This is a genomic window from Streptomyces viridochromogenes (assembly GCF_001270495.1).
Taxonomy (GTDB): domain Bacteria; phylum Actinomycetota; class Actinomycetes; order Streptomycetales; family Streptomycetaceae; genus Streptomyces; species Streptomyces viridochromogenes_A.
This window is the reverse complement of record NZ_LGUR01000219.1, coordinates 77,353-97,072: the sequence shown is the minus strand read 5'-3', so window position 1 is coordinate 97,072 and position 19,720 is coordinate 77,353. Positions and strand designations below refer to the sequence as shown.

The 19,720-nt window shown below is 71.3% G+C and carries 17 protein-coding genes; 8 read left to right on the top strand and 9 right to left on the bottom strand.

Going from position 1 to position 19,720, the window contains the following annotated elements:
• Nucleotides 1-59: 59 nt before the first annotated feature.
• Nucleotides 60-986, top strand: coding sequence for a cyclase family protein (locus ADK36_RS30165; RefSeq protein WP_048581273.1), 927 nt, complete (start codon nt 60-62; stop codon nt 984-986).
• A 369-nt stretch (nt 987-1,355) separates the two neighbouring features.
• Here the strand turns inward: ADK36_RS30165 and ADK36_RS30160 are convergent, their stop codons facing one another.
• The 3 genes from ADK36_RS30160 to ADK36_RS30150 all read right to left on the bottom strand — a co-directional run bounded on the left by ADK36_RS30160 (nt 1,356) and on the right by ADK36_RS30150 (nt 4,338).
• Nucleotides 1,356-1,817, bottom strand: coding sequence for an ATP-binding protein (locus ADK36_RS30160; protein ID WP_048581272.1), 462 nt, complete (start codon nt 1,815-1,817; stop codon nt 1,356-1,358).
• A gap of 508 nt (nt 1,818-2,325) precedes the next feature.
• A complete protein-coding gene (locus ADK36_RS30155; RefSeq protein WP_048581271.1) occupies nt 2,326-3,201 on the bottom strand; it encodes an acyl-CoA dehydrogenase family protein in 876 nt (291 codons plus the stop codon).
• Nucleotides 3,202-3,204: 3 nt separating this feature from the next.
• Nucleotides 3,205-4,338 (bottom strand): acyl-CoA dehydrogenase family protein, encoded by a 1,134-nt coding sequence (locus tag ADK36_RS30150; protein ID WP_048581270.1) that lies wholly within the window; start codon nt 4,336-4,338, stop codon nt 3,205-3,207.
• A gap of 193 nt (nt 4,339-4,531) precedes the next feature.
• Between ADK36_RS30150 and ADK36_RS30145 the strand changes: the two genes are divergently transcribed.
• On the top strand, nt 4,532-6,037 hold the full coding sequence (locus tag ADK36_RS30145) for a class I adenylate-forming enzyme family protein (RefSeq protein ID WP_048581269.1): 1,506 nt from the start codon (nt 4,532-4,534) through the stop codon (nt 6,035-6,037).
• A 54-nt stretch (nt 6,038-6,091) separates the two neighbouring features.
• Here the strand turns inward: ADK36_RS30145 and ADK36_RS30140 are convergent, their stop codons facing one another.
• Nucleotides 6,092-6,604 (bottom strand): EF-hand domain-containing protein, encoded by a 513-nt coding sequence (locus ADK36_RS30140; protein ID WP_048581268.1) that lies wholly within the window; start codon nt 6,602-6,604, stop codon nt 6,092-6,094.
• Nucleotides 6,605-6,755: 151 nt separating this feature from the next.
• Entirely contained in the window at nt 6,756-7,136 is a 381-nt protein-coding gene (locus ADK36_RS30135; RefSeq protein ID WP_030048523.1) for an STAS domain-containing protein, read from the bottom strand.
• 369 nt (nt 7,137-7,505) lie between these two features.
• On the opposite strand from ADK36_RS30135, the gene ADK36_RS30130 reads away from it, so the two are divergent.
• Both ADK36_RS30130 and ADK36_RS30125 read left to right on the top strand, forming a co-directional pair.
• Nucleotides 7,506-8,090 (top strand): sigma-70 family RNA polymerase sigma factor, encoded by a 585-nt coding sequence (locus ADK36_RS30130; RefSeq protein ID WP_048581267.1) that lies wholly within the window; start codon nt 7,506-7,508, stop codon nt 8,088-8,090.
• Nucleotides 8,087-9,550 (top strand): MDMPI N domain containing protein, encoded by a 1,464-nt coding sequence (locus ADK36_RS30125; protein ID WP_107083687.1) that lies wholly within the window; start codon nt 8,087-8,089, stop codon nt 9,548-9,550. The genes ADK36_RS30130 and ADK36_RS30125 overlap by 4 nt, the downstream gene beginning before the upstream one ends.
• Nucleotides 9,551-9,718: 168 nt before the next feature.
• Here ADK36_RS30125 and purU read toward each other — a convergent pair whose 3' ends face one another.
• The gene (purU, locus tag ADK36_RS30120) at nt 9,719-10,600 is read right to left on the bottom strand and encodes a formyltetrahydrofolate deformylase (RefSeq protein WP_048581266.1); all 882 of its coding nucleotides are present in this window, start codon (nt 10,598-10,600) and stop codon (nt 9,719-9,721) included.
• Between the two features lie 85 nt (nt 10,601-10,685).
• On the bottom strand, nt 10,686-11,186 hold the full coding sequence (locus tag ADK36_RS30115; RefSeq protein WP_048581265.1) for an SCO4402 family protein: 501 nt from the start codon (nt 11,184-11,186) through the stop codon (nt 10,686-10,688).
• A 117-nt stretch (nt 11,187-11,303) separates the two neighbouring features.
• Here ADK36_RS30115 and ADK36_RS30110 point away from each other — a divergent pair, with 117 nt between their 5' ends.
• Nucleotides 11,304-12,617 (top strand): ABC transporter substrate-binding protein, encoded by a 1,314-nt coding sequence (locus tag ADK36_RS30110; protein WP_048581264.1) that lies wholly within the window; start codon nt 11,304-11,306, stop codon nt 12,615-12,617.
• 46 nt (nt 12,618-12,663) lie between these two features.
• On the opposite strand, the gene ADK36_RS30105 is transcribed toward ADK36_RS30110, so the two are convergent.
• Together ADK36_RS30105 and ADK36_RS30100 are read right to left on the bottom strand one after the other, a co-directional pair.
• A complete protein-coding gene (locus tag ADK36_RS30105) occupies nt 12,664-14,541 on the bottom strand; it encodes a hypothetical protein (RefSeq protein ID WP_053199670.1) in 1,878 nt (625 codons plus the stop codon).
• A gap of 202 nt (nt 14,542-14,743) precedes the next feature.
• Complete coding sequence (locus ADK36_RS30100) at nt 14,744-16,129, bottom strand: hypothetical protein (protein ID WP_048581262.1); 1,386 nt, start codon at nt 16,127-16,129, stop codon at nt 14,744-14,746.
• Between the two features lie 320 nt (nt 16,130-16,449).
• Between ADK36_RS30100 and ADK36_RS30095 the strand changes: the two genes are divergently transcribed.
• From ADK36_RS30095 to ADK36_RS30085, 3 genes are all read left to right on the top strand, one after another.
• Nucleotides 16,450-17,112 (top strand): bifunctional DNA primase/polymerase, encoded by a 663-nt coding sequence (locus tag ADK36_RS30095; RefSeq protein WP_107083686.1) that lies wholly within the window; start codon nt 16,450-16,452, stop codon nt 17,110-17,112.
• A 121-nt stretch (nt 17,113-17,233) separates the two neighbouring features.
• The gene (locus ADK36_RS30090; protein ID WP_048581261.1) at nt 17,234-18,004 is read left to right on the top strand and encodes an ABC transporter ATP-binding protein; all 771 of its coding nucleotides are present in this window, start codon (nt 17,234-17,236) and stop codon (nt 18,002-18,004) included.
• A complete protein-coding gene (locus ADK36_RS30085) occupies nt 18,001-19,602 on the top strand; it encodes a hypothetical protein (RefSeq protein WP_053199668.1) in 1,602 nt (533 codons plus the stop codon). Before ADK36_RS30090 ends, ADK36_RS30085 begins: the two co-directional genes overlap by 4 nt.
• Nucleotides 19,603-19,720 lie beyond the last annotated feature (118 nt).

Below are 19,720 nucleotides of genomic sequence, written 5' to 3'. Positions count from 1 at the left end.
AGATTCGACTTGATTCTACGACCCGTCAGATACGCGGAGACAAGCCCCGGGGAGGACTCATGTCACTGCCGGACGCATTCCACGAGATCGCCAAGCGCGTGAACAACTGGGGCCGCTGGGGCGGCGACGACGAGATCGGCACCCTGAACCTGATCACCGACGAGGTGGTCCGCGAGGCGGCCGCCTGCGTCCGGAGCGGCCGCCGCGTCCCGCTCGCCCTCCCCCTCCAGCAGGACGGCGTGCAGACCGGGATGATCCCCGGACGCGTGAACCCCCTGCACACCATGGTGCAGATCAACCAGGAGCTCTTCGGCCCGGGAACCGTCGCGTGCAGCGACGACGCCGTGACCATGGGCCTCCAGGCCGCCACCCACTGGGACGCGCTCACCCATGTCTCGCACTCGGGCCGGATCTACAACGGCCGCCCCGCCGGCTCCATCACCCCGCACGGCGGCGCCGAGTTCAGCGGCATCGACAAGGCGCGGCACATCGTCTCGCGCGGGGTGCTGCTGGACGTGGCACGCGCGCGTGGCGTCACGCGACTCGACGGCGGGCACGCGGTCACCCCGGAGGACCTGGAGGCGGCCGAGGAACTGGCGGGCACGCGCGTGCGCGCCGGCGACATCGTGCTCGTACGGACGGGGCAGATCCAGGTGTATCTCGCCGGTGACAAGCACGGGTACGGCTATCCCTCACCCGGGCTGTCGATCCGGACCCCGGAGTGGTTCCACGCGCGCGATGTGGCGGCGGTGGCCAACGACACCCTCACGTTTGAGATATTTCCGCCGGAGAAAGAGGATTTGTGGCTTCCGGTGCACGCGCTCGACCTGGTGGAAATGGGGATGCTCCAGGGCCAGAACTGGAATCTCGAAAAGTTGTCCACAGCCTGTGGAGAAGAGGGCCGCTACGCGTTCCTGCTGTCGGCGATGCCCGAGCCCTTCGTCGGCGGGACAGGGACTCCCGTCGCACCCGTGGCCGTGCTCTGACGAGGTCGGCTGGCGGCGCGGCCCTGGCCGCCCCGAGCACGGCACCGCGCCGCCATCCGACTCCGGCGTTCCCGCCCCGGTTCCCCGCCCCCTGCCCTGAGAGAACCGACGCCGAATCACGACCCACACTCGGCAAGGGCTTCCGTCACCGAAGCCCTCGTCGTCCCCTCGCGGCGAATCGCTGACCACAAGCGTGATCAACCGGACACGCGGCGTCAACACCCACTCGGGGATTTGTTACTTAAGCCCTATTTGCGGCAGGCGCGCACAGAAGCATGCCCGGGCGCACCCATGGCGACCCGAGCAGGAGGGACAGCGCTTTCTGCAACCGTGCACCGAACCCGGCGGAGTTGTGGCGCCGTGCGCCCGTCACACCGCTTCGTACGCGAGCCCCTCGTACGCCGACGCCCCGCTCCCGTAGGCGGACGCGGACGCCGCCGACTCCGCGGCGCGGTCCAGTTCGCACCAGATCCGCTTGCCGGCCCCCTCGGAGCTCCAGCCCCACCGGTCCGCGAGACCGTCGACCAGGGCGAGTCCACGGCCGCCCGTCGCGTCACCGTCGGCACACCGGGGCACCGGCGCCCGGCCACTGCGGTCGGCCACCTCCAGCCGTACGGTGGCGCAGTCCTGGGCCGCTCCCGGCAGCGACAGACGCAGCACGGCCGGACAGCCGGTGTGCACCACGGCGTTGGTGACCAGTTCGGAGACGAGCAGGATCAGGGTCTCGGCGAGCGGCCCGTCGGCCTCTATCCCGGACCCGGCGAGGCGCGAGCGCGCCCACCGCCGGGCTCGCCCCACCTCAGCGGGGTCGGGCCGGATCTCCAGCTGCACTTGAAGCACCTGCACCGCTCACACCATCCGAACCGGCGGACACATAGCCCCGCGCCTCACGAGGGCCACGATCCTAGCCATTCTCTTCATGGCCAGAACAATGGCCAAAGCCAGGGTCACGGAACGTGAATCCCTTAGCTGACAGCATGGTTGACGTACAGTCACCCCAACAAGCGCTTCGGGCATATTCCAGCGCGAAGGAGTACCCCTGCGGCATACTGTGCGACGCTTGTCGTGGGGAGTCGAACAGGCGGGGGCAGAACGCCCTCCCGCCTTGCGAACAGCGGCGCGCACCGCCGGATCCGGAGCCGCCTCGAGGGCAACTCCGGGATGGCTCGTGCTCGGAACCACTCGCATCTCACACAAGGTACCGGAGCGGACGGCCGACTCCAGGCCGTGACGAGTCACGCGTAGGACACAACCCGATATCAACGCTCCGTAATTCCGGTATGCCACAATCCGCGACATCCGCGCCGGGGCCGTCGACGACATCGCAGACCAGCGGCCTTCAGGCCGATTCGGCGAGAAGCTCGGCCGCCAGATTCTCCTCACTCTCCGTAGCTGGCCCCGCACGATGAGTCCGCACCCATGCGCGTTTCAGATGCAGATGGAGCTCGAACTCCCAGGTGAACCCCATGCCGCCGTGCACCTGGAGGCAGTCGCGGGCACCGCGCACGGCGGCCTCGTCGGCGAGCAGCCGGGCGGTGTCGATGTCGGCCGGGTGGGCCGTGACGGCCGCCGCGTAGACGGCGACACGGGCCGTCTCCGTCCGCACCAGCATCTCCGCACACAGATGTTTCACGGCCTGGAAGGCCCCGATCGGCTGCCCGAACTGCTCACGCGTCCGGGCGTGTTGCACGGCCAGCTCGCACGCGCGTGTGGCGCTGCCCAACTGTTCGGCCGCGGTGAGGAGTACGGCTACGGGGGCCACGCCCGTGCCCGCGGGAACCCGGTGCAGGGGCGTCAGCGGGTCGACCGACCGCAGCGGTACGGCCCCGGCCACGGCCCCTCGTACGACGTCCGCCTCCGCGAGCCACTCCACCAGCCCGTTGCCGACGTCCGCCACTACCGTCTCCCCGGTGGCCGCGCCCGGCACCGCCCCGGCCGCGAGGTGCGTGGCCACCAGAGGCCCGGGCAGCAGCGCCCGCCCGGCCTCCTCGAAGGCCAACACCGCCTCGGGCAGGCCGAGTCCGACTCCGCCCCGCGCCTCCGGCAGCCGTAGCGCGAAGAAGCCGGCCGCGCCGAGCTCCCGCCACAGGGCCCGGTCCAGGCGGCCGGGCTCGGCGAGGACGGCCCTGAGCGCCTCCGGGCCGAAGCGCCGCGCCAGCATCTCCCGCACGCCGCTGCGCAACGCCCGTTGGTCCTCGGTCAGTTGGAACCTCATCCGTCACCGCCCCTTCGGCAGCCCGAGGATCCGCTCGGCCACGATGTTCCGCTGGATCTGCGAAGTACCGGCGGCGATGGTGTACGACAGCGAGGACAGCCGGTCGAGCACCCACGGCCGGCCGAGGTCCAGCGACTCCGGCCCCAGCACGTCGGCCGCGGCGTCGTAGAGGTCCTGGCGGGCATGCGAATACCTCAGTTTGAAAACCGAACCCCCCACGCCCGGCACCCCACCGCCCAGTTCCGCCTCGCTCACGTTCCACTGCGTCAGCCGCCACAGCGCCCGGAACTCGGCGTTCAGCCGCCCCAGCCGGCGCCGGAGTACGAGATCGTCCCAGCGCCCGTTCTTGTGCGCCTCGGCGGCGAGTTCGCGCAGGACCCGGCGGCAGGCGACGACCTCGCCCACGAAGGCCGTGCCGCGCTCGAAGGACAGGGTCACCATCGTCACGCGCCAGCCGTCGTTCTCGTCCCCGACCCGGTTGGCGACCGGCACCCGCACCTCGTCGAGGAACACCTCTGCGAACTCGGCCGACCCGGCGAGGGTCCGCAGCGGCCGGACGGTGACGCCCGGCGCGTCCATGGGCATGGCCAGCCAGCTGATCCCGCGGTGCCTGGGCGCCTCGGGGTCGGTGCGGACCAACAGTTCGCACCAGTCGGCGACTTCGGCATGGGAGGTCCAGATCTTGGACCCACTCACCACATAGTCGTCGCCGTCCCTACGCGCGCGCGTGCGCAGTGCCGCGAGGTCGGATCCGGCGTCCGGCTCGCTGAAGCCCTGGCACCAGACCTCGTCCCCGCGCAGGATCGGCGGCAGCCAGCGCGCCCGCTGCCCGGCGGTTCCCTCGGCTGCGATGGTCGGCCCCGCGTGCAGCAGCCCGACGAAGTTGGCCCCCACATAGGGCGCGCCCGCCTTCTCGGTCTCCTCCAGGAAGATCAGCCGTACGGTCGGGGACGCGTCCCAGTGGACGTCGGCGTACCCGGCGTCGTACAGCCTGCGCTGCCAGCCGAGGTCGTAGGCACGGCGTCCGGGCCAGTCGTCGGGGGACGGCTTCGGCGGGAGCGCCGGAAGGACCCTGCCCAGCCACTCCCGCAACCGCGCCCGGAACTCGTCCTCTTCGGGTGTGTACGTGAGGTCCATCCATCACCTGCCATCACTGACATCACCTGACGTCACCTGACGTCACCTGACGTCACCTGACGTCACCTGACATCATCTATCTGATGGTCCGTCAGATTTATGAGCAGGCTAGCCCCGCACCCCTGGACCGACAAGGCGTCGAGCCCTACGCTCTCGGCGAGATCTGACACACCGTCAGCCAGAGGGGGTTGTCGTGACCGACACCGCACACGCCCTGGGTTCCTCGCGCACACTCTGGGAACTGGTGGCACGCCGTGCCGAACTGACCCCCGGCCGCCCCGCCCTCCTCCAGGACGACCGCACCCTGTCCTTCGGCGATCTACGCGCGCGTGCCGAGCGTGTGGCGGCGGGCCTGTACGACATGGGCGTACGCCCCGGCACGGTCGTCGCCTGGCAGCTGCCCACCCGTATCGAGACGGCCGTGCTGTCCTTCGCGCTGGCCCGCCTCGGCGCCGTGCAGTCGCCGGTCATCCCCTTCTACCGGGACCGCGAAGTCGGGTTCGCGCTGCGGGAGTCGAAGGCGGAGTTCTTCGCGGTGCCGGGCGAGTGGCGGGGCTTCGACCACACGGGGATGGCGCGGCGGCTGGGCGCGAAGGGGATCTTCGAGGCGTACGACACCCTGCCGGACGGCGATCCGTCGGTCCTGCCCGCACCGCCCGACCAGGGCACGTCGGTGCGCTGGATCTACTGGACCTCGGGGACGACGTCCGACCCCAAGGGCGTGCTGCACACGGACCGGTCACTGATCGCGGGCGGCTCCTGCCTGGCACACGCGCTGCGTCCGACCGCCGAGGACATCGGGTCGATCGCCTTTCCGTACGCGCACATAGGCGGCCCGGACTACATGGTGATGGTCCTGCTGTACGGCTTCCCCGCGGTGATGTTCGAGCAGTTCGCGCTGCCGGACGCGCTGGAGCGGTACCGCGGACACGGTGTGACGATCGCCGGCGGGTCGACGGCGTTCTACTCGATGTTCCTGGCGGAGCAGCGCCGGCAGCCGGACGGTGTGAAGGCCGTTCCCTCGCTGCGGCTGCTGGCGGGCGGTGGCGCGCCGAAGCCGCCGGAGCTCTATCACGCCGTGGTCCGCGAGATGGGCGTGCAGTTGACGCACGGATACGGCATGACCGAGGTGCCGATGATCACGATGGGGGCGCCGGACGACACGGCGGAGAACCTGGCGACGACCGAGGGGCGGCCGCCGCGGGAGATGGAGATACGGATCGTGGAGGGGGAGGTGCGGCTGCGCGGGGAGACGGTGTGCCGGGGTTATCTGGACCCGGCGCAGACAGCGGCGGCCTTCGACGAGGAAGGGTTCCTGCGGACCGGTGACCTCGGGTATCTGACGGAGAGCGGGCATCTGGTGCTGACCGGCCGCCTGAAGGACGTGATCATCCGCAAGGGGGAGAACGTCTCGGCGAAGGAGATCGAGGACCTGCTGCACCGGCATCCGGCGGTCGGGGACGTGGCCGTGATCGGGCTGCCGGACGCGGAGCGCGGGGAACGGGTCTGCGCGGTCGTGGAACAGCCGGCCGGCGCGGACCAGCTGACCCTGGAGGCGCTGACGTCGTATCTGCGCGGGGAAGGGCTGTCGACGCACAAGCTGCCGGAGCAGCTGGAGGTGGTGGACGCCCTTCCACGCAACGAGACCCTGCGCAAGGTGCTCAAGTACAAGCTCAGGGAGCGCTTCTCGGGGACGTAGGGATCAGTCCCACAGGGATCAGACCCACAGGAGCCGGTCCCACAGGGGTCAGGGTCACTCGGGGACGGTGAAGTAGCGGGCGAACGCGGTGATGATCTCGTCCTCCGCCACCTTGCCGTCGCCGTCGGTGTCGAGCGAGCCGGCGGCCGCCTGGGCCACGTCCTGCTGGACGCCGAGGCAGCCGAGCACGCGTACGGTGTCGGCGACCGTGGCGGCTCCGTCACCGTCGGAGTCGGCCAGGTCGAGGGCGGCGTGCAGGAAGGGGCGGGCGATCTCGGCGAAGCGGTCCGGGTTGTCCCGCAGCCGCTTGACCGCGCCGTTCACGAACTCCTCGCGGGTGATGCGCTGGTCGCCGTCCCGGTCCGCGATCCCGGCCATGCCCTGCCAGAACGCCTCGGCTCCGCCGTACAGCGCCTGACCCTTGTCGGACCGGGCTGCGATGCCGAACTCCGCGAGCAGCGCCTTGGCCGCCGCGCTGAAGTCCTCCCGGTCGATGTAGCCGTTGCCGTCCTGGTCGAAGGTGGCGAACCGGGCGGCGCTCCTGCGCTCGTACTCGCTACTGACCATGTCTTATCGGGCCGCCTTACGTCACGTGGGGTACCTCTGCACGGAGCGTACGACGCCGGGGGGCCTCCGGGCGCGGGAAAGCGGCGGTTGTGCCAAGACCGGGGGAATTTCGGGGCAACCGTGTGGCACTACCGACGGTCATCGGGGCTGTTCAGGCCGACAGCGGACGAGTGTCGTCCGCGACCGCCGCCGCGACATCCGGGTAGACCTCGAAGAGCCGGCGTACCCCCAGCGCCCCCAGGACGCGGTTGACGTGCGACCCGTCGGCCGCGCCCTGCGCCGGGAGTATCAGCCGCAGGCTGCCCTGGCAGGAGCGGATGAGGCGGCGGGCGGCGATGAGGACACCGACGCCGCTGGAGTCGCAGAACATGACCTCGGAGAGGTCGAGGACGAGGCTGTGGCGCCCCTCGGCCACCACGTCATGGATGTGCTGACGCATCACCGGCGAGGTCACCAGATCCAGCTCGCCCGACACCTGGAGCACAGCCCAGTCGCCTCGCTCGCCGCCGGTCACTTTCAACGTCACCACCACGCCCCTCGCTCGCCGAACCGGAAGTGATACCTACGCTTCCTTGCAGCGCGGCTGCCCAGCGGCTGTTCCCTGAAACACCCTCCAGAAAACGGTCACCGATCAGAAAAGGCTTGTTTCAATCGCATTCGATCCTGTTCGATCGAGTCTGATCACGCGGTGGCCGGGTAGCCGACCGGGGGCGGGTCCGAGTGGGGTCCGTGGGTGATCCGAGTGCGAAGTCCTCTACCACGAGTGCGAGGTGCGTCACCAGCCATGGCTCAACAAGGGGCGCACATTGCGACAAAGGGGCGTGCGTTGTCAGACGTGCCGACTACATTCAGGGAGACGGAGGACGCACGCTGGACAGCACGGACCGGTGAGGGGGGCCGTATGGCGAAGAAGGACGCACCGCCCCGCTGGGACCGCAAGATGCAGCAGCGGCTCGCCCGCGGCGAGGCGGCCGCCCTCGGCGAGCTCTACGACCGGTTCTCCTCGCTCGTGCACGGCCTCGCCCACACCGTGCTGGGTGACGAGCGCGCAGCCGACCACCTCACCCGCGACGTCTTCGCCCACGTCTGGGAGCACCCCGACGCCTACGACCCCAAGCAGGGCCCGCTGCGCTCCTGGGTCGCCACCTTGACCCACCGCCTCGCCGTGCAGCGACTGCGCGCCACCGAGACCGCCGCCCTCGCCCAGGCCGGCCAGGGCTCCACCGAGGAACTGGAGCGCAAGGTGCGGCACGCCTCGGTCGCCGCCCGCGCCGACTACATCGTCCAGTCCATGCCCGTCCCGCTGCGCGCCGCCCTGGAACTGGCCTACTTCCAGCGCCGCGACTACCGCCAGACCGCCGCCGACCTCGGCGTCACCGAGGACGAGGCCCGCCGCCGTCTCCGCCTGGGCCTGCAACTGCTGTCCACCGCCCACGACGCCGGAGCCGCCCCGGGAGCGCCGCCGGGCTACGGAGGTGCGGCGTGAACGAGGCACAGCGGTTTCCGGACAGGGATCCGGACCGGGACCCGGAAGAAGATCAGGAAGAGCACAAGGAAACCCAGGAGACCAAGGAGCCCAAGGAGACCGAGGGAACCGAGAGGGCGAAGGGGGCGAAGGGCGAGAACGGCTCCAGAGACGCCACCAGCGGAGCCGACGGCATGAGCGGCGGCAACGGCGACGACCAGCGCCCCACCCCGGACCCGAGCCCGGACCAGCCGCCCCGCATACCGCTCCCCCGCGCCTCCGTCGAGGACACCGGACGCCCGCTGCCCGCCCTGGAGGACCTCGGCGACCCGACGCCGCGCCCCGCCCCGCTCGTCCTCGAACACCGCGTCCTGAAGTCGCTCCTCGGCGCGTGGGCGCTGGCCGCCTGCTCGACGGAGGAGACGGCGGCCGTCGAGGAGCACCTCGGCGACTGCGGCCTCTGCGCGGACGAGGCGCGGCGGCTGCGCGAGGCCGTCGGCCTGCTGCACCCCGCCGAGAGCCTCGACCTGGCCCCCTCCCTGCGCGCCCGCGTCCTGGAGGGCTGCCTGGAGCGGCGCCCACCGCGCATCCCGGTTCCCGAGTGGGCGACGCCGTACGACGCGGAGACGGCCCGCCTGGACGCCCTGCTCCAGGACTTCGGGGACGCCGAGTGGCACGCGCCCGTGCGGCTGCGGTGGTTCGAGAAGGACGAGCCGACGAGCCGTCGCACGACCGTCGCCGGGGTCATCGCCCATCTGCTGACGGTCGACGGGCTGGTGGCGATCGCCCTGGGCCTGGAGGACCCGATGGGCGAGGTGACCGCCGACCGCCCGACCCCGGCCGCGCGCACGGACGCGTACTGGCGGGCCTCGCACTTCCCGCCGACCCGCGCCGTCCGCGCACCCTGGCGGGAGCAGACCCACGCCCTGGTCCGCACGGTGTCCTTCACGGGCGGGGGCGGGGACGGGGGTGGCGGCAGGGGGAAACTGTCCGTCCCGTACGGCGACTTCGAGCTGCCGCTGCACGACGCGATGCTGGACCGCGCCTTCGAGTGCTGGGTGCACGCCGAGGACATCGCCGAGGCGGTGGACTACCCGTACGAGCCGCCGTCCGGCAGCGACTTGCACCAGATGGTCGGCCTCGCGGCCCGCATGCTGCCCACGGTGCTGTCGGCTCGGCGCCGCGCGGGGCTGGCGGCGCCGGCACCGGGTCGGCACCTTGTCCCTGCGGGAGAGCCCGGCCGTAGCCTCCGCCTGGAGATCGAGGGCTCGGGTGGCGGGGAGTGGCTGATCCCGCTGGACTCCCCGGCGGCGGTGGGCTCCGCCGAGCACGAGGTGGCCCATGTCGCCCTGGACGGCGCGGAGTTCTGCCGACTGGCGGCGGGCCACGTGGCTCCTGCGGAGGCTGCGGCGGGGCAGGTGGGTGATCGTGCCGCGATCAGGGATGTGCTGTTGGCTGCGGCGAGCTTGAGCCGGATGTAGGGGTGGGTCGGGGGTTCGCGGGCGGCTGCGGGTGAGTGGGGGCTTGTCGCGCAGTTCCCCGCGCCCCTAAAAGCACGTCCACTGCACGTACCTTCCAAGGGGCGCGGGGAACTGCGCGATCAGCCAACGACTACCCGCGGCCGCCCCCGAACCAGTACCTCCGAGCGACTAGGCGAAGACGACCGTCCGCCGCCCGTTCAGCAGGATCCTCCGCTCGGCATGCCACTTGACCGCCCGGGCCAGCGCCTGGCACTCCACATCGCGGCCGATCGCCACGAGCTGGTCCGGCGTGACGTCATGCCCCACCCGCTCGACCTCCTGCTCGATGATCGGCCCCTCGTCGAGGTCAGCGGTCACATAGTGCGCCGTCGCCCCGATCAGCTTCACACCGCGCGTGTGCGCCTGGTGATACGGCTTCGCACCCTTGAAGCTCGGCAGGAAGGAGTGGTGGATGTTGATGATCCGCCCGCTGAGCGCCTTGCACAGATCGTCGGAGAGCACCTGCATGTACCGGGCGAGCACGACCAGCTCCACGCCCTGTTCCCGCACGATCTCCAGCAGCTGGGCCTCGGCCTCGGCCTTGTTGTCCTTGGTCACCGGGATGTGGTGGAAGGGGATGTCGTACGACCCCACGAGCTCGGCGAAGTCGGTGTGGTTGGACACCACGGCGGCGATCTCCACCGGCAGCGCCCCGATCCGCGCCCGGAACAGCAGGTCGTTCAGGCAGTGCCCGAACTTGCTGACCATGAGCACGATCCGCATCTTCTCCTCGGCCCGGTGGATCTGCCAGTCCATCTGGAAGGCGTCACCGATCGCCGCGAAGCTCGCCCGCAGCTTGTCCACCGTCACCGGCGCCTCCGCCGAGAAGTGGACGCGCATGAAGAACAGTCCCGTGTCGTGGTCGCCGAACTGCTGACTGTCCTCGATGTTGCAGCCGGTCATGAAGAGGTAGCTCGACACGGCGTGCACGATGCCCTGCTTGTCGGGGCAGGCGAGGGTGAGGACGTACTGGTCGGAGGAGACCGCGGCTCGGCTGGACTGCTGGTTCATGCAGCACAGGGTCCCATATCCGGCCCCCGCACGGGACAGCCGTCCCGTTACCCGGACCGCGTACCCGCCCCTCTGCCCGGACCGCCTACGCGGACCGCGTCATGATCGCCAGCACTTCCAGTGTCCGCGGTGGGGCGTCCGGGTCCTCGCCGTCGGCCATGGCCATCCGGACATGCGCGTCGCGCGCCGCCCGCACCGCCTCCGGCCACCCCTGGTTCTCCAGGTACGCGGCGACCTGCGCGTCCGGGCCGACCTGATGCATGATCCGCAGCACGCGCAGCACGGCGGTGTCGACGAGCGCCGCCTCCTGCGAGTCACGGAAGATCGTGCCGACGTATTTCTCGGCGGACCAGTTGTCCAGCCAGGTGTCCTCGACGAGGCGGTACACGGCGTCGGTCACGTCGCCGTATCCGTCGACGCCGGCCAGCCAGACCTCACGCTGGAAGACCGGATCGGAGAGCATGTGCAGCGCGGAGCGCACATTGCTGCGCCAGCGCCACCACGGCATGTCGTTGAGTGGCATGCCGCCCATGGTGGAGGAGCGACGGGCGCGACGGGAAGAGCTATCCGAACCTTGCACGGTCATCGATCGTACGTTCCCCCTCACAGGCGCCTCACCGACCCCCGTAATTCACCTTCCCGTCACTGAAGGATAACCAAGGGTCACGCTCGGGTTAGTGGTGTGGCGGAATCGTGCGTATCCATGACCGGCAGGCGACGCACCCGCAGCACCGTCCTCCCCACGATCACCAACCGGCCCGTCCGAGCCTCCGCACGCGCTGCGGGGGCACTGGTGGCGTGCGCGTCGCTGGCCGTCGGATGTGGTGTCATCCCCGGTACCACGGGGGGTTCCGGGGACGACACGATCACCGTGATGACCTGGGCGCCGGAGAACACCAAGGCGACCAACAAGCCCGGCATGCCCGCCTTCGCGCAGGCGTACGCCCGCTGGGTCAACGCCCGCGGCGGCATCGGCGGCCGCAAGCTCAAGGTTCTCACCTGCAACGACCGCAACGACAGCGTGGCCGCGGCCCGGTGCGCCGACCGCGCGATCGAGGAGAACGTCGTCGCCGTCCTCGGCTCCTACAGCCAGTACGGCGACACCTTCCTGCCCTCGCTGGAGGGCGCCGGAATCCCGTACATAGGCGGCTACGGCATCACCAACGCCGAATTCACCAGCCCGCTCTCCTACCCCGTCAACGGCGGCCAGCCCACCCTCCTGGCCGGCCTCGGCCGGGAACTGGCCCGCTCCTGCGGCCGCATCGCGCTGGTACGTCCCGACAGCATCGCGGGCGACGAGCTGCCGCCGCTGCTCAACTCCGGCCTCAGGGCGGGCGGGCACCCGAGCGCCGCCGACCAGCTCGCCGAGGAGGACGCCACCGAGTACGGCGGCCAGTCGGAGCGGGCGCTCCGGCACTCCTCCACCACCGACCTGTCGGACCCGGGATGTGTGGTGCCCGCCCTCGGCGATCGCACCACCACCTTCATGGACTCCTTCCGGCGCGCCCGCGAGGACCACGCCGATGTGCGCACCGCCACCGTCCTCGGCAGCGTCGACCAGACCGTGATCAACGCCAACGGCGGGGCGTCCAGCCCCTACGAGGGGTCGTACATCACCGGCTGGTACCCCGTCGCGAGCGATCCGCGCTGGGACCCGATGAAGAAGGTGATCAGCGAGCAGGCCTTCGGCGACAACCGCATCGATCCCGCGGACGCCGGAGTGCAGACCACGTGGATCGCGTACACGGCGTTCAAGAAGGTCGTCGAGTCGCTCGGCGACGGCGCCGTCACCGCCGACTCCGTGCGAGAGGCCCTGAACAAGGGCCTGAAGGTCTCCACGGGCGGGCTCACGCCGACCCTCCAGTGGAAGTTCCAGGACGTCCTGGCCGCCGTCGGCTACCCCCGCCTGGTCAACCGCAAGGTGACCCTCCAGGTCGTACGCGAGGGCAGGCTGGTGGCGGCCCGCAAGGGCTTCATCGACGTGACGCGGACACTCCAGAGCGCCCAGCTGAACTGAACTGCACTGCCCTGAACCGCACTGAACAGACCGCCCGGCGCCCGTTCTACAGCTGCGTCGGCTGGCGCTCCGTCAGCCCGTACTTCTTGGCGATCGTGTTCCACAGCTGCGCGGCCGCCTTCTTCTCCGCGCTGGCCGTGCCGCTGGCCCGGTTGCCGGCCTGGGTCTGGCCGGTGGAACGGGCCTGGCCCTTCTTGCAGAGCTGCCCCTTCTTGGCCGCCACCTGGTCCGCCCACGCCGCGTAGTGGTTGTCGGCGGACGCCGACGCCTGCCACGCCTTGGTCAGCGCGGTGGTCAGCTCGGTGTGGCTCGGGAGCTGGTCGACGGAGAGCTTGGACAGGTCGGTGACCAGCTGGTTGCGCTGCTTGGCCGCGCCCCGCAGGTCGGTGGCGGCCTGCGGGAGGTTGCCGCAGGACTTCACAGCGGCCACGGCCTTGATCACGGTGGTACGGCTGTCGCCGCTGTCCGCCAGAAGCTTGTCCAGCGCGATCGCCTGCTGCTCGGCCGGGTCCTCGGACGGCGACGGGGAACCCTCGGTCGCCGGAGCCGTGGCGGACACCGGCCTGTTGTCGTCGCTCTTCTGGTCGTCCCCGCCCCCACCGGCGAGCATCGCGCCCGCACCGATGCCGAGAACGGCGATGCCGACGCCCACGGCAGCCATGAGCGGCACCCGAGAGCCCGTACGACGGCCGCCGCGGCCTCCCCCGCCGATGTCGTCGGCGTTCGGGCCGTGCGAGCCAGGCTGTCCGTGATGCCCGTGCTGTCCGTGGGGGCCGGGCGGGAAGTACCCCGTCTCGCGCGGGCCCTGAGGCTGCGGTTGGGGCTGCTGGAAGCGCGGCAGCTGCTGGGTGGCCGCGGCCGGGGGTTCGCCGCCCGGCTCGCTGCGGAAGAGGTTGTCGAAGTCGGAGAGCGGCTGCCGCCCCGGCCCCGGCTGGGCCGCCCCGCCCGGCTGGCCGGTCACGGGCGGGATGTACTGAGTGGCGTCCGCGTCGGTCCCGGAAGCGGCCGCCGGCATCGCTCCGGCGCCGCCCTGCGGACCGGCGCCGCCGCCCTGCCGGGCCCGCCCCAGGATCTGCGTGCTCTCACCGGGCACCTCGGGGGGCAGCGCCCCGGGCCCCACCGGCGGGATGTACTGCGTCACTCCTTCGTCGGCTACGGGCGCGGGCGGCGCGGCGACGGGCGGTATGTACTGGGTGGCGCCTTCGTCGGCCGGGGGCAACGGGGCCCCGAAGCCACCGGCACCGGGACCGGCGGGCGGCATCGGCGCGCTCTGGCCGCCCTGCTGGGCAGGCGGCAGCGCACCGTCGAAGCCGGGAGCACCGTACGCCTGGCCGCCGGCCGGAGGCAGCGGAGCCGACGGGCCACCGCCCTGACCGTACGGCGGCTGCGGCTGCTGGGGCTGCTGCGGGTACTGCTGCCGCGCCGGCAGGGGCGCTCCGCCGGCCGGCGCCCCCTGGCCGTACGACGGCGTGCCCTGCGCTCCCCCGCCGTACGACACACCCTCCGGCGGCAACGGCTGGGCCGACTCGGACGGCGTGCCCCCGGCGGCATCCGGCGCCGCGCCCCACGGAGCCGGCGACGGCGACGCCCCGGCGTGGCCGCCCGGGTACGGCTGCTGCTGTTCCTGCTGCCCGCCCCAGGACTGGCCGGGCGGCGTTCCCCAGGTCTGCCCCGGCGCGGCCGGCGGTTGCGGCGACTGCGCGGGCGGGGTCTGCTCGGGCCCCCAGGGGCTGCCCCAGGACTGGCCGCCGGGCGGTGCCGAGGGCTGGGGCGTGGCCGGCGGCGCGGCCGGAACCGACGTCGGCTGGCCGCTCTGCCCACCGATCATGCCCGGCAGCAGCGGCTCACCGCCGTCGGAGGGCAGCACGATGCCTTCGCGCGCGGGTCGCGCCGAGGGCTCCTCGCCCCGTCCACTCTGCGTCACCGGGACTCCTACTAATGGGGGACCTTGTGAATCGTCGGGTCACGCTACCGGGTCCGCCGATCCGCGTGCTACGCAGCTCAAGACGTGACCTGCATCGCTGTGACCGCCGTAACAATCCCGGCCCCCCATCCGCTACATACGCCCCCCTTTCCGCACCGGCGCCTTCATTTCCCTGCCGTTCACGCCCTCGTACCCCTTGGTTTCACGCCGCTGCCTGGACATCCAGCCGCGCCCCGAACTCCCTTACCACCGGCTCGTCCCGGTACGGCTCCAGCCGCTGCTGGAAGTCGTCCAGATACTCGGCGCCCCGGTTGGAACGCAGGGTCTCCAGGAGTTCCACGGCCTTCAGTCCGGTGTGGCAGGCCTGTTCGATCTCGCGCTGCTGCACCTGTGCTGTGGCGAGCAGCACATAGCCGATCGCCCGGCGTCGCGCCTTCGTCTCCGGGAGCCCGGCCAGCGATTCCTCCGCGCGCCGCGCCGCCGCCTCGGCCTGGCCGAGGTCGCGGTGGCAGTGCGCCAACTCGTCGGCGAGATACGCCTCGTCGAAGTGCGCGATCCAGGTCGGGTCGTCCCCGGACTCCGGATCCGCCGTCTCCAGCGCGGTCACGGCCCGTCCGGAGGCCACCTGGGCGGCCCGCGCGTCACCCATCAAGGCATGCCCTCGCGCTTCCGCCGCATAGAACATCGCCTCCGCGCGCGGGGTCACGCGCCCCCGCGCCCCCTCCTGCGCCGCCCGCGCCAACTGCGCGATCTCCCGCGGGTTTCCGAGCTGCGCGGCGAGATGGCTCATGGAGGCGGCCAGTACATACCCGCCGTACCCCCGGTCTCCCGCGGCCTGCGCCAGCCTGAGCGCCTGGATGTAGTACCGCTGGGCGAGTCCCGGTTGGCCGGTGTCGACGGCCATGTACCCGGCGAGCTCGGTCAACCGCGCGACGGCGGCGAAGAGTTCCCGACCGACCGCCTCCCGGTACGACCCCGCCAGCAGCCCGGAGACGACGCTGTTCAGGTAGTGCACGACGACCGGGCGCACATGCCCGCTGCCGTACTGGTGATCAAGGTCGACGAGTGCCTGCGTCATCGCACGCACGGCCGCCACGTCGGACTGCCCCACGCGCGGTCCGGCCGAGCGCGACACCTGCGAGTCCGGCGACGAGATCAACCAGTCGCGGCTGGGCTCGACCAGCGCGGACGCGGCGACGGACGAGCCGGACAGGAAGTCCCGGCGCCCCACGTCGCTGCGCCACAGCTCGCACACCTGCTCAATGGCCCCCAGTACAGTCGGCGAGAACTGGAGACCGACGCCGGACGCGAGGTTCTTGCCGTTGGCCATGCCGATCTCGTCGATCGTGACCGTACGGCCCAGCTTGCGGCCGAGCGCCTCCGCGATGATCGCCGGCGCCCGCCCCCTCGGCTGCTGTCCTCGTAGCCAACGGGCCACGGAGGTCTTGTCGTAGCGCAGATCGAGACCGTGCTCGGCGCCGCACATGTTGACCCGGCGAGCCAGCCCGGCGTTCGAGCAGCCCGCTTCCTGGATGAGCGCCTGCAGCCGTTCGTTCGGCTGTCGCGCGACGAGAGGCCTTGCGGCCATGGCGTACCCCCTGTGGCTGCGGTGCCTGCCCACGCACCGAGTTGACGTGTCCTTCACCGCCGGTGTCCGGCGCGGGGGCACTGGCTGTGCACCGCAGGATTTCCGGCCGTGAAGATCAATGCCCCGTCGTCATACCGAAAATGCGAGGCTTGCGAGGATTGCCGGGGTAAAGGCGGAAGCCGACCCCACAGTGGGCTACCCAGCTCCGGCGACGGATCCTCCCGCGCGCCCCCACACATGCACCCATGCGCCCCAGATGAGGAATCAATGCTCCTCCCCCGCGCGCGCTACGCCCGTAACCCGAGGTGGGTGCGGGAGTTGTGTTGGGCGTGGAAGAGACGATCCCGGCCACCGAAGCCGCACAGATTCCGAAGCAGCGCGGCGAAACGCTGCTGGAGACCGCCGTTCGCTATGCCGAGGAGCGTCACTGGGACGTGTTCCCCGGGACCTGGCTGGAGGCCGTCGAGGGCGCGCAGCTCTGCTCCTGCGGCGACACCGCGTGCCCCGCGCCCGGCGCGCACCCCGCGCGCCCCGACTGGGAGACGCAGGCGACCGGGAGCGCGACGGTCGCGCGCCGGATGTGGCAGAAGCAGCCGAACGCGTCGATCCTGCTGCCGACGGGGCGCACCTTCGACGCGATTTCCGTCCCGGAGACGGCCGGGTTTCTCGCGCTGGCCCGTATGGAGCGGATGGAGCTGACGCTCGGGCCGGTGACGTTGACGCCGGATCGTCGGATGCACTTCTTCGTGTTGCCCGGTGCGTCGGTGAAGGTTCCCGACCTGGTGCGCAAGCTGGGGTGGTCGGTCGGGTCGCTGGACCTCGTCGCGCTCGGCGAGGGGGCGTGGGTCGCCGGGCCGCCGACGCGGTTCGGGTCGCGGGGGGCTGTGCAGTGGGCCTGCCGGCCTACGCCGGCGAACCGGTGGCTGCCGGATGCGGAGGAGTTGATCTCGCCGCTCGCGTATGCCTGCGGCCGGGATCGCTGAAAGCGCCTCCTCATCTGCCGGGTTGATCCCGGTTGGAGACTGCGGGTTGTGCGTGGTCGCTCGCGCCCACGCGGCGGAGCCGCATATGGAAACAGCCCCGCGCCCCTTCTAGGTTGACTCCATGACGTCGGCCGTAAGTGTGCGCGGGCTCTGGAAGCGGTTCGGGCAGCAGGTTGCTGTTGCTGGGATTGATCTGGAGTTGCCCGCTGGAAAGTTCATCGGGCTGGTTGGGCCCAACGGGGCCGGGAAGACGACCACTCTTTCCATGGTGACCGGGCTGCTGCGGCCCGATCAGGGGACCGTCGAAGTCGTCGGGCACGACGTCTGGCGGGACCCCGTCGAGGTGAAGGCGCGGATCGGGGTGCTGCCCGAAGGGCTACGGCTCTTCGAGCGGCTCTCCGGGCGGGAACTCCTCGCGTACACCGGGCGGTTGCGCGGGCTGCCCGGCGCCGAGGTCGACAAGCGGGCCACCCAGCTGCTGGACGTACTCGATCTGGCGGGGGCGCAGCACAAGCTGGTCGTCGACTACTCGACCGGTATGCGCAAGAAGATCGGGCTCGCGGCCGCGCTTCTGCACAACCCCGAAGTGCTGTTCCTGGACGAGCCGTTCGAGGGCGTCGACCCCGTCTCCGCCCAGACCATCCGCGGCGTCCTGGAGCGCTACACCGCCTCCGGCGCGACCGTCGTGTTCTCCTCCCATGTCATGGAACTCGTCGAGTCGCTGTGCGACTGGGTCGCGGTCATGGCCGCCGGACGCATCCGGGCCCACGGCCCCCTCGCCGAGGTACGCGGTGACGCGGCCTCGCTGCAGCAGGCGTTCCTCGAACTCGTCGGCGCGAACGGCCGCGCCGCCGGGACCGACCTGGACTGGCTGGGCGGCGGGGCCCGATGAGCACCGAAGTGACGGGCGTGACCGAGGTCGTCGTACGGCTGAAGCTGTCGTTGCTGCGGAACGGGCTGCGGCAGTCCGGTGGGCGGCGGGCCGCCTACATCGCCTCGGCGGTCGTGGCGCTCCTCTTCGCCGCGCTGCAACTCCTCGGGCTGATCATGCTGCGCGGGACCGCGCACGCCGGCTCCGTGGTCATCCTCCTGGTCGCGGTCCTCGCGCTCGGCTGGGCCGTGATGCCGCTGTTCTTCCCCGGCGGGGACGAGACTCTCGACCCGACCCGGCTGGTGATGCTGCCGCTGCGCCCCCGGCCCCTGGTACGGGCCCTGCTCGCGGCCTCGCTGGTCGGCATCGGCCCCCTGTTCACCCTGTGCCTGTTCACCGGTTCGGTGATCGCGGTCGCGCACAGCGGGTTGGCCTACGTCGTCGGCGTCGTCGCCGTCGTCCTGTCCCTGCTGGTGTGCGTGGCGCTCGCCCGGGCCGTCGCCACCGCCAACATCCGGCTGCTGACCAGCCGTAAGGGACGCGATCTGGCGGTGCTGAGCGGGCTGGTCATCGCGCTCGGGGCGCAGGTGGTGAACTTCGGGGCGCAGCGCCTGGGTTCGTCGGGGCTCGCCCAGCTCGATCCGGCGGCGGACGTGCTGCGGTGGGTGCCGCCGGCGTCGGCGATCGGGGCGGTGCGGTCGGTGAGCGAGGGTTCGTACGGGACCGGGTTCCTCCAACTCGCGCTCACAGCGGCCGCGTTGATGGCCCTGATCACCGTATGGTCACGCCACCTCACCCGGCTGATGACCTCACCCGACGGCTCCACGCTCCAGGCGGTCACCGAGGCGGCCATACCCGAACGCAAACCGACGGGCCTTACCCGCCTCCTGCCGGCCGGCCGCACCGGCACCGTCATGGAACGCAGCCTGCGCTACGTCTGGCGCGACCCGAAGACCAAGGCGGCCTGGGTGACCTCGCTCGCCATCGGCCTGATCGTGCCGCTGTTCAACGCCCTCCAGGGCACCGGCTCGATCTACTTCGCCTGCTTCGCGGCCGGGATGCTCGGCATCCAGATGTACAACCAGTTCGGGCAGGACACGTCGGCGTTCTGGATGGTCGCCCTGACCATCTCCTCTCCCCGGGACGCCTATGTGGAGCTGCGCGGCCGGGCCCTGGCGCTCCTGCTGATCACTCTTCCCTACGCCACCCTCGTCACCGTCCTGACGACGGCACTCCTCGGCGACTGGGCCAGGCTCCCCGAGGCGCTCGGCCTGTCCTTCGCCCTCCTCGGCGCGATGCTGGCGACGGGCGCCTGGACGTCGGCCCGCTTCCCGTACTCCATCCCGCAGGAGGGCTACAAGAACGTGGCCCCGGGTCAGACGGGCCTGGCCTGGATCTCGATCTTCGGCGGCATGATCGCGGCGGCCCTGCTCTGTGCCCCCGTCATCGCGCTGACGATCTGGCTGAACGTGAGCGAGGACGGGGATGCCTGGACCTGGCTACTGCTGCCGGCGGGCGCGGCGTACGGCGCGGGGACCACCTGGCTGGGCCTACGGCTGGCGGCGCCGCGCACGGCGGCCCGCCTGCCGGAGATCCTCACCGCGGTGAGCAAGGGCTGACGGATCTGGCTGGTGCAGAGGGCCTGCAACGCCCCGTCAGGGGCGCGGGGCTGCCTCGATGTGCGGCTCCGCCGCGTGGGCACGAGCGACCACGACCCACCCGCAGCCGCCATCAGCC

Excerpts from the sequence above, each read along its gene's own strand:
- ADK36_RS30165 (WP_048581273.1), top strand. The coding sequence starts at position 60 with ATGTCACTGCCGGACGCATTCCACGAGATCGCCAAGCGCGTGAACAAC.
- ADK36_RS30090 (WP_048581261.1), top strand. The coding sequence starts at position 17,234 with ATGACGTCGGCCGTAAGTGTGCGCGGGCTCTGGAAGCGGTTCGGGCAG.
- ADK36_RS30085 (WP_053199668.1), top strand. The coding sequence starts at position 18,001 with ATGAGCACCGAAGTGACGGGCGTGACCGAGGTCGTCGTACGGCTGAAG.
- ADK36_RS30150 (WP_048581270.1), bottom strand. The coding sequence starts at position 4,338 with ATGGACCTCACGTACACACCCGAAGAGGACGAGTTCCGGGCGCGGTTG.
- ADK36_RS30110 (WP_048581264.1), top strand. The coding sequence starts at position 11,304 with ATGACCGGCAGGCGACGCACCCGCAGCACCGTCCTCCCCACGATCACC.
- ADK36_RS30140 (WP_048581268.1), bottom strand. The coding sequence starts at position 6,604 with ATGGTCAGTAGCGAGTACGAGCGCAGGAGCGCCGCCCGGTTCGCCACC.
- ADK36_RS30155 (WP_048581271.1), bottom strand. The coding sequence starts at position 3,201 with ATGAGGTTCCAACTGACCGAGGACCAACGGGCGTTGCGCAGCGGCGTG.
- ADK36_RS30115 (WP_048581265.1), bottom strand. The coding sequence starts at position 11,186 with ATGACCGTGCAAGGTTCGGATAGCTCTTCCCGTCGCGCCCGTCGCTCC.
- ADK36_RS30100 (WP_048581262.1), bottom strand. The coding sequence starts at position 16,129 with ATGGCCGCAAGGCCTCTCGTCGCGCGACAGCCGAACGAACGGCTGCAG.
- ADK36_RS30130 (WP_048581267.1), top strand. The coding sequence starts at position 7,506 with ATGGCGAAGAAGGACGCACCGCCCCGCTGGGACCGCAAGATGCAGCAG.
- purU (WP_048581266.1), bottom strand. The coding sequence starts at position 10,600 with ATGAACCAGCAGTCCAGCCGAGCCGCGGTCTCCTCCGACCAGTACGTC.